Annotated in this window: 13 protein-coding genes and 1 pseudogene; 3 read left to right on the forward strand and 11 right to left on the reverse strand. The window is 63.7% G+C overall.

Annotated features, from left to right (window positions below):
- The 6 genes and pseudogenes from AOA60_RS33915 to gspG form a co-directional block, all read right to left on the reverse strand.
- A pseudogene (locus AOA60_RS33915) lies at positions 1-149 on the reverse strand (type II secretion system protein GspE); the annotation flags it as partial.
- Between the two features lie 142 nt (positions 150-291).
- Positions 292-2574: a type II secretion system secretin GspD gene (gspD, locus tag AOA60_RS14710; protein WP_099585034.1), complete on the reverse strand. Its 2283-nt coding sequence runs from the start codon at positions 2572-2574 to the stop codon at positions 292-294.
- Positions 2571-3080, reverse strand: coding sequence for a type II secretion system protein GspM (gene gspM / locus AOA60_RS14715; RefSeq protein WP_256592834.1), 510 nt, complete (start codon positions 3078-3080; stop codon positions 2571-2573). Before gspM ends, gspD begins: the two co-directional genes overlap by 4 nt.
- Complete coding sequence (gspL, locus tag AOA60_RS14720) at positions 3073-4206, reverse strand: type II secretion system protein GspL (RefSeq protein WP_099585036.1); 1134 nt, start codon at positions 4204-4206, stop codon at positions 3073-3075. The genes gspM and gspL overlap by 8 nt, the downstream gene beginning before the upstream one ends.
- Entirely contained in the window at positions 4203-5126 is a 924-nt protein-coding gene (gspK, locus tag AOA60_RS14725; RefSeq protein WP_099585037.1) for a type II secretion system minor pseudopilin GspK, read from the reverse strand. The genes gspL and gspK overlap by 4 nt, the downstream gene beginning before the upstream one ends.
- A gap of 8 nt (positions 5127-5134) precedes the next feature.
- The gene (gene gspG / locus AOA60_RS14730) at positions 5135-5584 is read right to left on the reverse strand and encodes a type II secretion system major pseudopilin GspG (protein ID WP_099585038.1); all 450 of its coding nucleotides are present in this window, start codon (positions 5582-5584) and stop codon (positions 5135-5137) included.
- Between the two features lie 137 nt (positions 5585-5721).
- On the opposite strand from gspG, the gene gspI reads away from it, so the two are divergent.
- Positions 5722-6108 carry a type II secretion system minor pseudopilin GspI gene (gspI, locus tag AOA60_RS14735; RefSeq protein WP_099585039.1) on the forward strand — a complete coding sequence of 129 codons (387 nt, stop codon included), beginning with the start codon at positions 5722-5724 and terminating at the stop codon, positions 6106-6108.
- Positions 6109-6114: 6 nt separating this feature from the next.
- On the opposite strand, the gene AOA60_RS14740 is transcribed toward gspI, so the two are convergent.
- Positions 6115-6546, reverse strand: a complete 432-nt coding sequence (locus AOA60_RS14740) for a type II secretion system protein N (protein WP_099585040.1) — start codon at positions 6544-6546, stop codon at positions 6115-6117.
- A gap of 68 nt (positions 6547-6614) precedes the next feature.
- Here AOA60_RS14740 and gspH point away from each other — a divergent pair, with 68 nt between their 5' ends.
- Entirely contained in the window at positions 6615-7076 is a 462-nt protein-coding gene (gene gspH, locus AOA60_RS14745) for a type II secretion system minor pseudopilin GspH (protein ID WP_099585041.1), read from the forward strand.
- A complete protein-coding gene (locus tag AOA60_RS14750; protein WP_099585042.1) occupies positions 7073-7678 on the forward strand; it encodes a type II secretion system protein GspJ in 606 nt (201 codons plus the stop codon). Before gspH ends, AOA60_RS14750 begins: the two co-directional genes overlap by 4 nt.
- Before the next feature lie 2 nt (positions 7679-7680).
- On the opposite strand, the gene AOA60_RS14755 is transcribed toward AOA60_RS14750, so the two are convergent.
- From AOA60_RS14755 to AOA60_RS14770, 4 genes are all read right to left on the reverse strand, one after another.
- On the reverse strand, positions 7681-9159 hold the full coding sequence (locus AOA60_RS14755) for an amidase (RefSeq protein ID WP_099585043.1): 1479 nt from the start codon (positions 9157-9159) through the stop codon (positions 7681-7683).
- 16 nt (positions 9160-9175) lie between these two features.
- Positions 9176-10408 (reverse strand): MFS transporter, encoded by a 1233-nt coding sequence (locus AOA60_RS14760; RefSeq protein WP_099585044.1) that lies wholly within the window; start codon positions 10406-10408, stop codon positions 9176-9178.
- Between the two features lie 10 nt (positions 10409-10418).
- Positions 10419-11315 carry a transporter gene (locus AOA60_RS14765; RefSeq protein ID WP_244643816.1) on the reverse strand — a complete coding sequence of 299 codons (897 nt, stop codon included), beginning with the start codon at positions 11313-11315 and terminating at the stop codon, positions 10419-10421.
- A 104-nt stretch (positions 11316-11419) separates the two neighbouring features.
- Positions 11420-12412 carry a helix-turn-helix domain-containing protein gene (locus tag AOA60_RS14770; RefSeq protein ID WP_099585046.1) on the reverse strand — a complete coding sequence of 331 codons (993 nt, stop codon included), beginning with the start codon at positions 12410-12412 and terminating at the stop codon, positions 11420-11422.
- Positions 12413-12540: the final 128 nt, after the last annotated feature.

Raw genomic sequence — 12540 nt, forward strand, 5'->3', positions numbered from 1 at the left:
TGCTCAATCGGCGACTCGCCAAACTGGCGCTGGACTTCACTGATGGACCAGCCGGGGGTTGAAGGGCAGACGGTGAGGAGCATGCCTTCGTCGCCGGGCCGCAGAAGGATGCGCTGGGATTTGGCCCAGGCGTAGGGCAGCAGGCTCATACCAGCCTCCCCCAGTAAAATGCGGTCAAAATGTGGGAGGGGGCTTGCCCCCGATGAGGGAGTGTCAGTTGGCAAATTTTTAACTGACCCACCGCCATCGGGGGCAAGCCCCCTCCCACATTTAATCCTGCGCACAGCAGGCTCATGGCCGTGTCCCTACCGGAATCGCCTTCTCCACCGACGGCAACTGCGGCGCCTGCACATCCGGCATCGCCCAACTATGCTCCGGCTGCAGCCCACCTTGAGCCCGGCGCATATAGTCATAGCGATTCAACGTAATCGCCCGCCCCGCCCCACTGTCACGGATGATGTAAGGCCGCAAGAACACCATCAGGTTGGTCTTGCTCACACTGCGCTTCTCATTGCGAAACAACGCCCCCAGCCCCGGAATGCTCGACAGCCACGGCACCGCTTCATTGCTCTGGCTGTACCCATCCTGCAGCAAGCCACCCAGGACCATGATCTGCCCATCGTCGAGCAGAATACTGGTGTCGATAGCGCGCTTATTGGTGACGATACCCGCCGAGGCCGCGCTGCTGGAGGCGCGTTCGTCGATGCTGCTGACTTCCTGGTAGATATCCAGCTTGACCGTGCCGCCCTCGGAAATCTGTGGCCGCACATTCAGCTTCAAACCGACCTCTTCGCGGGTGACGGTCTGGAACGGGTTGTTGCTGGTACCGCCGCCGCCCGTCACGTAGCTGCCACTCACGAATGGGATGGTCTGGCCCACAAAAATACTCGCGGCCTCGTTGTCCAGCGTCAGCAAGTTGGGCGTCGACAGCACGTTGGTGCCGCCTTTGCTTTTGAGCGCCCGGGCCAACACCTTGAGGTCCATGACCTTGCCAATGCCGGGCACATCCACCGTGCCATTGATAAAGCCCAGGCTGAGCCCGCCGGGCAGCACGTCAACGCTGGTCTTGCCATTGAGGTTAAACCCCGTGCCGCCCAGGTTGGCGCCACCGATCACGCCTTTGCCGGCCAGGTCGCCGCTTTGCCACTGCACGCCGAACTCATTGGCGTCGTCCTCACCCACTTCAACGATGAGGCTTTCGATCACCACCTGGGCGCGGCGCTGGTCGAGCATGTCGATGACTTCGCGCAGGTTGCGATACAACGGTTCCGGGGCGGAAATCAGCAGGGTGTTGGTGGTCGAGTCAGCCTGGAGGGTGACGCCACCGGCACTGAACGCAACGTTTTGCTCGGGCTGTTGCGCACCGGCCTGGCTGGTCGAGTTGCTGGTTGTCTGCGCCGATTCACTGGTGCTGGTGGTACTTTGGCTGCTGCTCTGCCCGGTCTGGCTGCCCGTGGTACTGGCGCCCATCGTGCTGAGTACCGACCGCGCATTATCACCACTGCCGCTGTCGCTCTCGCCGGTCAGCAAACCGCGCAGGGTCTGCGCCAGTTTTGCCGCCTGGGCATTGCGCAGGTACACCACATGAAAATTACTCGGGTTGGCCTGGGCGTTATCGAGCTTATAGATCAGATTGCGTGCCAGCTCGGTCCGCTCGGGGCTGCCGGCGCGGATCATGATGGCGTTGGAGCGGGGATCGCCCACCACCGTGATTTTCTGCGTCGGGTCGCCGCCGGCCTGCTCCAGCAGTTGCGCAACCATCTCGGCGATGTCCACGGCGATGCCGTTCTGAACCTGCACCACGTCGGTATCGATAGCACTCGGCGTGTCGATGCCTTCGATCAACTGCGCCACCCGCGTGAGGTTCTCGGCGTAGTCGGTGACCACGATGGTGTTGTTGCCCGGATAGGCGTTGATCGGGTTGTTCGGCGACACAATCGGGCGCAGCACCGGGATCAGGTTCACCGCGTTTTCGTAGTGCAGACGGAACGTGCGCGTGAGCATGCCATTGCCGCCAGGTTTGTCGGCACTGTAGATCGGCCCGCCCAGTAGCTTGGCATCAGCTTCGGGCACCACTTGCGCGACGCCCCCCACGTCCACCACGCTGAACCCCTGCATGCGCAGCGCCGCCAGCAGCATGTCGTACGCCTGATGCGCCGGCACCTGCCCTTCGGAAACCAGCGTAAGGCTGCCCTTAACACGAGGGTCCACCAGGAACTGCTGCCCGGTGGCGCGGGACAATGCCCGCACCACGGCCTGAATGTCGGCCTCGACGAAATTCAGGGTGACCGGTTGATCACCCAACGGTGTGCTCGATACCGTGCCGTTACGACCCGCGCCGCTGCTGCGCGCAGGGCTGGCGACCTTGTGCAGCGGCCGCACCTGCCGTTCGATTTTCACCTGCGCACGTTGCCTGTCCACCAACGCGTCACCGCTGCGCGGGGTGACGGCCAGGGGCACGCCGAGTTCACTGTCCAACGGCGAATCAACGCTGGGATGCACGCTGCAGGCACCCAACGCCAGCAACATAAACGGCGCCGCCGTCCTTACATAATGGGAACCTGACCACTTCATGAAGCTTCCTTAGCGACCTGCATCTGATCCATGCGGACGGTTCCTGAGAGAGTGCCTGCCGTGTTGTCGGGCGTGGCTTCGCCTGCACGCTGCAAATACGCCTCGACCACGTCCAGGGAAAATTGTGTTGGGTAACTCAATAACCAGCCGATCACCGCATCGGCGGGCGCAGCGTCCAGTGTCAGTTGCCAGCCCCCATCCTGGGCCTGCAAGCGGTAGTGCCCAGCCAATCCGCCGGTATCCAGGGATTGCTGCAAGGCGTGCGCAAGGTTCAGCCCGGCAGGCGGGGCGACCTCGCGCAGCAACAGTTCCAGCGCCTGAGTCTGGGAACGCAGTTTCGGGGTTTCGACCTGCCAGTAGTCGAGCTGCCTGAGGGGGGGTTGGATCAATGAGACCCAGACCAACAGGCTGGCGAGAAACACCGTCGCGCCACTGAGCATGATTTTTTCGCGGGGGGCCAATGCGTTCCAACGCCCTCGCAACGCCACCAGCCTCTGGCTATTCATCGCTGTCTTCCTGGCTGGCATCAGGCTCAGCGGGCTCGGCCAGCGCGGTGAGCGTCCATACGCGTTCTTCGCGGCTGGCAGAGAGTCCCGCCTGGCTCAATGCGGCGTGCACCGTGCTGTCTGCGGCGGGAGGCGCCTCGGCCGTCATCTGCACCTGCAACTGGCGCTGGCCGAACGTCAACGCCTGGACGCTGCCGACCATGGACGGCAACGCACTGGCGGCGTGTTTTACCAGGTACGCAAAATCATGATGGGCCTGCGCTGCCCCGCCCCCTTGCCGGGCCGCCAATTGCTGACGGGCCTGTTGCAGGGGATTGAGGATCACCGGCAGCTCTGGAAATGCTTGCTTCATGCGCTGGTTCATCTGCTGTTTGAGCTGTTGCCCCTGGGCGATTTCACGGGCGGCGTAAAGGTTCAGCCCGGCGACCCAGACGCCGACGGCCAGCGCACAACAAGCCGCTGCCCTGCCCCAGCCGGCTGCCGGTGCAGCGCCCTTGCCGATGCCTGCGTGCAAACTCCAACCTGGCGCGGCGCCGCTCCAGCACTGCTGATCCACGGGCCACAGCAGCGTTTCCCCGGCAGCCGCGAGCGCCTGCAGACGGTCCTCGGCCAACGGTTCCACCGCCGCGTGGGCTTGGGTGAAACGCAGCAGTAACTGGCCGTCCACCGCGCACGTACTGACCTGCCCTGCCGGCGGCACAGGCAACCGGTAAGGTGCTGGGTACAGGCCGCGAAGCTTCAGTTGATGCAGGCCGAGCAACTGGCCGACCCGGTCCAGTGCGGCCTTGGGCAGCCAACCCAAATGCACCTGCCCAGCGCCGTCCCGAGCGCTGTGTGCCACATGCATCTGCTCGCTGCGCCCCAGAATCAGCGCCTGCGCAGCACAGGTGACGGCCGCAGCGGTGCGTGCCGCAGAAAGAGGTGGCAAGTCAATACGGGTGAGGATGCTGTCGGTGGGGTGAAGGAAACACTCGACGGTGTGAGCCTTGAAGGTTTGCCCCAAGCGTTCCAGGGTGCTGCTGGCGACGTGACGGATGCTGCCGTTGCGGTCCAGTTGCGCGAACTCAAGCTCGCTGTGTGACGTCAAGCCATCCAATGGCGGCAAGGCAATGCGCAGGCGCGTCATACGCCGAGCCTCGACCAGATGACCCTGGGCATCGCGTCTTCCGGGCGATACAGCAGCGCGTCCAACTGAACACGGCGCTGGTTGCGACGGGCCTGCCCGTGGAGCAGGAACCACTCACTGGTGATCCCCACATCAAGTTGATCCACGTTGAGTTTGGGCAATTGCACGCGGTTGACGAAATCGCCGCGATTGATAAACCACTGGCCTCTGTCGCGCCCCGCCACCAACTGGCTGGCCTGGGCCAGGGACAACCCCGGCACGACGGCCGCGAGGACCTCGGCACTGGCCGTGTTGCTGTTGACCCAGGTAGTCACCGGAATAATGCTGACGTATTGCTCCAACCGGGCCAACAGCGGCTCGTCGAGGCCTTCGATACCGCGCAATTGGTCAAGGCTGCGCAGCATCGGCTGGGTGGCGGGTAACGCTGGCCCCGGCAGGCCTGATGCCGACGCAACCGGTTTGCGTGGATAGCCCGCGATGACACGTTGGCTGATGCGCTGGGCCAGACGCGCATCGACACCGATCATTGCGCACAGCCGCTCGAAACTGCGCATCTGCCCGAGATCCACCTGCTCGCGAACGACCAAATTGCGCAGATTGAACTTGCCTTGCAGGTCTTCAAGACGGCCTTCGAATTCGCCGTCCTGCGCGGTACGGATCGGGCGCGCCCAGGGCTGGTCGAGCCGGGTCAGCACATCTTGCGCACGGGCGTCCCGGAGCAATTGCCGGCTGACTTCCAGGCCACCGAGCAGCAAGGCGCTGCCCTGCACACGGGCCTGCTCGGCCTCAAGTGAACGGGTAAACACACTCTGGCGTGTGAGCATGCCAGCGGCGATCACCGCAACCACGGCCGTGATCAGCAAAGCGCTGATAATCGCCATGCCACGCTGTTTCGCCACGGTGGGCGACGGCGGTTTCATGGCGGCGCTTAGAGCTGCCAGGATCCGATATCGGCATTCACACCGTCGCCGTCAGGCTGGCCATCGGCGCCGAGGGAGAAGATATCGACTTCGCCGTTCGCGCCAGGATTCAGGTAATGGTAAGGACGGCCCCACGGGTCGTTGGGCAGGCGCTCCAGATAGGAGCGCCAGTTGGTATTTTTGGCATCTGCGGGGCGCTCGACCAGCACCTTGAGGCCCTGGTTCATGCTGGGATAGGTGCCGTGGTCGAGGCGATACAGCTTGAGTGCCTGCATCAGGCCAGCGACATCTTGCTTCGCCGCAATCGCCCTGGCCTGGTCTGGGCGGTCAAGCACTTTAGGCACGACAATCGCAGCCAGAATGCCGAGGATGACCACCACCACCATGATCTCGATCAGGGTGAAACCTTGCTGGGCGCGGCGGGCGCGAGGCCCACCCTTGCTGCGTGCGAAATCCATATCCACCATCCTTGGCTTGATCCTAATTCGGCGCGCAGTGTAACAAAACTAACTATCTGGATAGCAAAAATAATTGGCCACTGCCGACGGCTCCGCGAGTGCTATTCTGCGGCGTGTTTTTACACCACGAGTGACCCATGGAGCTGTCGCGCAAGGAGCAAGGTTTTACGTTGATCGAGGTGCTCGTCGCCTTGGCGATCATTGCCGTGGCGATGGCGGCGGCGGTGCGCGTGGCGGGCTTGATGACCCAAAGCAATGGGTTGCTGCGCGACCGTTCGATGGCGCTGCTGTCGGCACAGAGCAGGCTCGCCGAACTGCGCCTGGAGGCGCGACTGCCCACCGGACGCAAGGCGTTCGAGTGTGACCAGGGAGCGTTGCAGTTGCGCTGCGAACAACGCATCACCCCCAGCGCCGACGGACGCATGATGCGCGTCACCGTGCTGGTGTCGCAGCGCAAGGGCGAGGCACCGCCGTTGGCGCGCCTGGAAACGCTGCTCAACCCACCACCAGGCACACACGAATGAGCCGGCTCAGGGTTGGGTCAATCGCGGCAGCACCACCGCGTCCGGCAACGTGCTGACCTTGATGCGCTGGGGCTGCGCACCACGCTCGATCACCACGGCATCGCCTTCGATCGCGGCCAGGCGCACACCTTGGGCCAACGACTCACCCACCAGAAAACTGCGCGGTGGGCCATCGTTCAGACTCAGAATAGCGACTGCACCCCGCGCCCCGGCCATCAACCCGGAGACCTTGATATCCACCGCCGCCGGCTGGCTGGAAAACCACTGCAATGCCGACGTATCAGAGCGTGCGGCCAACACCTGTGGCGCGACCTGCGGCACCTGGGACTCGGCCGGTGTCAGCAACACCGAAGACCAGACCAGCACACCGGCGAGCGCCGTGACCAACGCCACGGCCTGCAACAGGCGCGGCGCCGATAAAGCAAAGAAAGTAACCAAGATACAACCTCCTTGTTGTCCAGCCGGGCAGTCTACAGGAGAGCGTCACAACGAAGGAGCGTTGCGTGATGAGCAAGCACAACCAACACGGCTTCACCCTGATCGAAATGATGGTGGTGCTGGTGATCGTCGGCATTGCCAGCGCGGCGATCAGCCTGAGCATCAAACCCGACCCGTTGCAGATGCTGCGCAAGGACGCCAACCGCCTGGTCCAGACCCTGCAAATCGCCCAGGCCGAAGCCCGCGCCGATGGCCGTCCCATCACCTGGCGCGCAGACGCCAAGGGCTTTCGCTTGAGCCGTCGCAACGACACCGGCCCAGGCCTGGATCACTTCATGAACGACCCGCAACTGCGTCCCCGCCCCTGGGAAACGCCGTCCATGACGGTACGTGTCATGCCCAGACAACCGGTGGTGCTGAATGCCGAATGGTTCGCCACGCCCTTGCAGTTGCAACTCTCGGACGGCCAGCACCGCCTCACCGTGCAACGCACGGCCACCGGCCAACTACGGGTGGCGAGTGAACCATGAAAACCGACCAGCGCGGCTTCACCCTGATCGAAGTGATGGTGGCGATCATGCTGATGGCCATTGTCAGCCTGATTGCCTGGCGCGGCCTCGACAGCGTGAGCCGTGCCGACAGCCATCTGCAGGCCAGCACCGAACAGACCGAGGCGCTGTTACGCACCTTGAACCAGTTGGACCGCGACCTGGCCCTGCGCGCCAGCGTGGAACTGAGAACCCCAGCCCTGACCCCTGACGAGCAGCCCGAAGGCACCGCCGCCATCAGCCTTCGCAGCGCCGACAATCAGGACTTCCAGTTGAACATCATCCGCAGCGCAGCGTCACCCGGGATCGGTTTGCAGCGCGTGCGCTGGTGGTTGGACGGTGACACGCTGTACCGCGCCACCTCCGTGACCAGGGATCGATACCCGTTGCCGGCGCCGAAAAAAGCGGTAGCGGTGCTGTCCTCCGTCAGCGACCTGCAAGTGCGTGTCTGGGAGCCGGGCCAAGGCTGGCGCCAGCTCGCCGGCAACCGCAAGGAAGATCCCATCGGCCTGGAGATCAACCTGACTCGCAGGACATTGCAGGGCGAGGAACGCTACCGGCTCGTCGTGGGGCCACTTCAGTAAGCTCAGCTGCGTGTTGAGTACGCCGCCAAAGCAGGCACGCCGCAGGCATTGACCGGCGGTATCCGCCCGCGCCAGGGCTGGGCACGTTCCAACTGCGCGGCCAGGGCAAAGAGGGTGGTTTCCTCACCAAAACGCCCGGCGAAGTGGGCGCCCATCGGCAGGCCGGCGGCGCTCCAATACAACGGCACGGACATTGCCGGTTGCCCGCTGGCATTGAACAACGCGGTGAAGGGCGAGTAGCTGTGGAACCGCTCGATCAGTTCATCGAGGCTCAGGCGGTCGTCCTGCAGATCCAACTCACCAATCGGTGCCGGCGCGCGGGCCAGGGTAGGCGTGAGGATCACGTCGTAATCCTGCATGAACACCGCCAACTGCCGTCCCAGCGCGTGTATCCACTCCACGGCACCGGCATATTCGGCACCGCTGACATCGCCCTTGCTGCGCAAGATGATCCGGGTGCGCGCTTCAAGCTCCTCGGGCTGCACCGCAACACCGCGCATCTGGCCCAGCACGTCGAGATAGTGACGCGTACTGGCGCCGATGATGGTGAAGACCTGATCGAGAAATTCCGGCAGCGCCACCGGCAATGTCACCGGCTCAACCCGATGGCCCAGGGATTGGCACAGCCTGGCCGCCTCCTGCACCGATGCCAGCGCTTCGCTGGAGGTCGGCCAAGGTCCGAGCTGCTCCACCAGCGCGATGCGCAGCGGTCGCGGGTCACGTTGCAACGCCAAGACATAGGGCTGAGCCTGCACCGGTGCCGCATAGGGCGCACCGAGGTCGATCCCGGCCGTTGCATCCAGCAAGGCGGCGCTGTCACGCACCGACAGGGTGATCCCATGGGGCGTGCCCATGCCGGCCCAGCCTTCGCCGACCATCGGCCCTGACGGCAATAATCCGCGACTCGGCTTGAGGCCGAACACCCCGCAGCAGGACGCCGGTACACGCAAGGAACCGCCGCCATCGTTGCCGTGGGCGAACGGGACCACACGCGCCGCCACCAGCGCGGCCGCGCCACCGCTGGAACCGCCTGCGCTGTGGCCGGTGTTCCAGGGGTTGCGCGTGGCGCCGAATCGGGTGGACTCGGTGGAGTACGACGTGCCGAATTCGGGTGAAGTACTGGTCCCGGCGATCACACAACCGGCCCGGCGCAAACGCGTCACGATTTCCCCTTCAAAGTCGGCGCGAAACCCGCCCAGCGCCACGGAACCATTGGTCATCGCCGCGCCGTTGACCGGCGAAAACAGGTCCTTGATCAAGGTCGGCACGCCAGCGAACACGCCTTGGCCGGGCTGCGCTGTGCGTGCAGCTTCCCGTGCAGAATCGTACAGACGCTCGGCCACCGCGTTGAGCTGCGGCTCCACTCGCTCAATACGATCAATCACGGCTTCAAGCAGCTCGCTGGGTTGCACTTCACCACGGCGGACCCACTCCGCCAGCCCGGTGGCGTCTTCGGTGTCCAACAAATTCTGGATGTGCATGTTCCTCTCCTCTTGATTACGAATGACTTGGCCCGATGGCACCGGGGACCGCTTTGCGTCGCGCATACAGGCCTGCCAGTGCCCAGACCGATGCCGCGGCAAAACTGGCCAGTGCCAGCCACTGGATGGAGGCGCGCAGGTCGCCGGAGTAGATACTCAGCAGCGCCACCACCAACGGGCTGACAAATTGGCCGAAATACAGGCAAGACGTGAACCCGCCCAGGCCGCGTCCACGGGTCCGGGCGCTCAGGGCATTCATCACCGGCGCCATTACGTTGGGCACCAGCAGCCCGGCGCCCAGGCCGTGAATCAACACCGCCACCAGCACCGCGTTGTAGCTTTGCCCGCGCATCAGCAGCCACAGCCCTGACCCCAGCAAGGTCAGCAACAGCGCGTTGCAACCGGCGATCCCGATGCGTCGACGCAACAGTGGCCAGGCCAGCGAGCCGCCCAGGGTCGCCAGCAGGCCCAACCCCGCCGACAGCCCGATCAGCGTGCTCGACGTCACGCCCAGGCCGACCAGCAGAATCGGCGCCTGGATCGGCACGATAAAACTCAGGACCATACCGCTGAGAATCAACAGGTAACCGAGCACCAGGGGCACCACGGCAACCCTGCCCTCCTCCGGCACGTCGAGAGACTGCTGGCGGGTTTGAGGCTCCCACAGCACCTTCATCATCAACGGCACCAGCAGCAATGGCAGCAGGTACAGCAGGAACGGCAGGCGCCAGGAATGCTCGCCCAGCGCGCCGCCCAGCACAAAGAACAGCGAGCCCACCAGGCCGATGGTCACCACTTGCCGGTTGATGTAGCGCAGCCGTTCCTCACCGTGCCAATAGTCGGCAATCAAGGTGGCGCAACAGGTCATCACCGCCGCTTCGGCGCAGCCGAACAACAGGCGCACACCGACGATGGCCTGCAAGTTGTCCAGCAGTGCCGGCAAGGCGCCGAGCACGGCATACAACAAGGTCGCAATGACCAGCAATGCCTTGCGCCCGACCCGGTCGGCCAGCCACCCGGCCAACGGCGCGCACAGCGCAATCGCCAGCGCCGGGCCAGTGACCGCCAGCGGCACCAGCACGTCGGCGCGGGGTTCCAGCGGGCCAAACGTCGCCCCCAGCTTGGGCAGGATCGGCGCAACCATGACCGCGCCCATGACGGTCAGGCTGCTGCCGAGCATCAGCACCAGCCCTTCACGGCGACCGCTGGCCTGCCGGGGTGCTGCACACTCAGAACGTGATGGATTCATGACCAGCCCCTTAGAAACTCTGAGAAATACGCAGCGCCACGGTGTAACCCTCGGCACGGTTGCGCGCGTCGGTTTCCTTGTAGGCATGCAGCCAGATCGGAGGCAGGCCCGGCGAGAAGTAACTCACCGCCGGCCCGACCGCCAGCACCCGCGCCCGGTTGCCCGATTGCAGCCCTGGCGCATCGTCATCGCTGAACTGGCGGTAGTAGTAACCGCCCACCCCCACCGTCCACGGCCCGAGATGCTGGCCCACGGCAAACTCGTGGCGGTACTCGACACCGTTTTTGTAATCGGTTGCGGGGTTGCGCGTGTTGACGTCGACTTCAAAGCTTGAGGAAACCTCGAAGCCACTGTCGCTGAGGTAGGTGGCGTTGACGATCGGCGAGAACGTCCAGTGATTGAGACCGGGCGAAATCAGCCGGTTCTTGTCGTAGTCACCGGTCGGCGCCTGGATCTGCAATTGCGTGTTGATGAACAGATTCGGCGAGAGGTTCCATTGCAGGATCACCGGCAAGAATTGCACATCAGCCAAGCGAAACGGGTCGGCTTCCAGGCTCAAGGGCCCCATCGGCGTCGGCACCTTGACCGAAGCGTCCATCTTGAAAAACGGCACCACCACGCCAAACCCATAATTGGCACCCAGGATGGTGTGATCGGTCATGCGCATGTAGGCGACGCCAATCGACAAGACGTCCAGCGAGAAATGGTTGTCGACAGAACGGCCGTTGCGGTCTTTCTGCACATTGGCCGAGTAGAACGCCGTGCGCAGGCCCAGGGTGCCGAACGGCGTGGCGGGCGGCATCATCCCCGCGCCGAAGTCATACACCCCGACCGCCGTAGTCGGCGCGCCGTTCTCGGTGGCCTGGACGCCGGCGCAGCAGCCGAGCAGCCCCAGGGTGAACAGCATCTTGCCTGCGGTGCGTGCGTTATTGTTATTGCTCATCGAATGCCCCTCCCATCAAGTGGTGTGGGTCATCCTAGGCAGCAGCGCAGTGGGCGGGTTATCCGTTTTCAGCAGAGTTGCGTGCGACGCAGGGTCTGTGACGGGCTTTCGCCAAACATGGCGCGGTAATCACCGGAGAACCGGCTCAAATGCCAGAAACCCCAGCGTGCGGCCACGTCCTGTACGCCCTGGGATTGCGTGCTCATTCGCAGTTCGCGACGCACTGCATTGAGGCGCAGCGCACGCAAATACGCCACCGGATTGATCCCCAGGGTTTCCTGGAAACAGTATTGAAGTTTGCGCCGGCTGGCACCGATGTGGTTGCACAGGTCGAGGATCGACAACGGCTCGTCGAGGTGACTCAGGGCATATTCGCGAGCACGATCAACCATCCGTTTGCGGGCCGTGGGGGTGAGCGTCGGCGCCTCGTCCGGCGCAATCAATTCGAGCAAGTGCAGCATGACCGCATCGCGCAGGCCACGGCGGATCGAGTCGTGACCCAGCAACGCCTCACGCCGCTGGTCATTGCCCGACAGGTCGTCGAACCACGCCGCGAGTTCACCTTGCACAGACGACTGGCCCAAGCGGTAACACTTGGGAAGATCGGTAATTCGAAAATGGCTGCCCTGGCGTTGCAAGACATGCTCCAGCGCCCGCTCTTCAATCGCCACGCTGAGCAGATCCAGGTGCTGGGGGGTGTGCAGTTCAGGAAGATTATCGCCACGGGCAACCAACAGGCTGGACTCATAAATCGGATGCCCCGAGCAATACACCGGGCCGTGGGCACTCAAGGGAATGCTGAAGGTGATCGCGCCGTTCCAGGCCGCACCGCTCTTGATCAAGGCCTGATTAGAGCGGTCGCGCACCAGTTGCATCCAGCCCGAGCGGAACTCGATCAGTTCGCCTTCAAAGGCTCCCGGCGAGACTTGGTCGTAGCTGACGTGCCACCCCCCCAGGTTGCGCGCATGTTCATCGATGTCACGGGTCAGGAAACGCTGGAGAGGTAATGCCGATCCGACACCCGGTACGGGCACAGGCATCTGCCCATTTTTATTATTCATTGACCCCACCTTTCTCGGTTGCACGGTTTACGGTCGGGAATCACGCAAGTTCCATTCCGCGTTCAAGCTGTGCGGCGTATTTGTGCCGAAAACGGATAGCCGGCGCTCGCGGCGCCTCGAACGTTGAA

It is taken from the genome of Pseudomonas sp. 2822-17, assembly GCF_002742485.1.
In the GTDB taxonomy this organism is placed as follows: domain Bacteria; phylum Pseudomonadota; class Gammaproteobacteria; order Pseudomonadales; family Pseudomonadaceae; genus Aquipseudomonas; species Aquipseudomonas cyclaminis.

Excerpts from the sequence above, each read along its gene's own strand:
- gspD (WP_099585034.1), bottom strand. The coding sequence starts at position 2,574 with ATGAAGTGGTCAGGTTCCCATTATGTAAGGACGGCGGCGCCGTTTATG.
- gspM (WP_256592834.1), bottom strand. The coding sequence starts at position 3,080 with ATGAATAGCCAGAGGCTGGTGGCGTTGCGAGGGCGTTGGAACGCATTG.
- gspL (WP_099585036.1), bottom strand. The coding sequence starts at position 4,206 with ATGACGCGCCTGCGCATTGCCTTGCCGCCATTGGATGGCTTGACGTCA.
- gspK (WP_099585037.1), bottom strand. The coding sequence starts at position 5,126 with ATGAAACCGCCGTCGCCCACCGTGGCGAAACAGCGTGGCATGGCGATT.
- gspG (WP_099585038.1), bottom strand. The coding sequence starts at position 5,584 with ATGGATTTCGCACGCAGCAAGGGTGGGCCTCGCGCCCGCCGCGCCCAG.
- gspI (WP_099585039.1), top strand. The coding sequence starts at position 5,722 with ATGGAGCTGTCGCGCAAGGAGCAAGGTTTTACGTTGATCGAGGTGCTC.
- gspH (WP_099585041.1), top strand. The coding sequence starts at position 6,615 with ATGAGCAAGCACAACCAACACGGCTTCACCCTGATCGAAATGATGGTG.
- AOA60_RS14750 (WP_099585042.1), top strand. The coding sequence starts at position 7,073 with ATGAAAACCGACCAGCGCGGCTTCACCCTGATCGAAGTGATGGTGGCG.
- AOA60_RS14755 (WP_099585043.1), bottom strand. The coding sequence starts at position 9,159 with ATGCACATCCAGAATTTGTTGGACACCGAAGACGCCACCGGGCTGGCG.
- AOA60_RS14760 (WP_099585044.1), bottom strand. The coding sequence starts at position 10,408 with ATGAATCCATCACGTTCTGAGTGTGCAGCACCCCGGCAGGCCAGCGGT.
- AOA60_RS14765 (WP_244643816.1), bottom strand. The coding sequence starts at position 11,315 with ATGCTGTTCACCCTGGGGCTGCTCGGCTGCTGCGCCGGCGTCCAGGCC.
- AOA60_RS14770 (WP_099585046.1), bottom strand. The coding sequence starts at position 12,412 with ATGAATAATAAAAATGGGCAGATGCCTGTGCCCGTACCGGGTGTCGGA.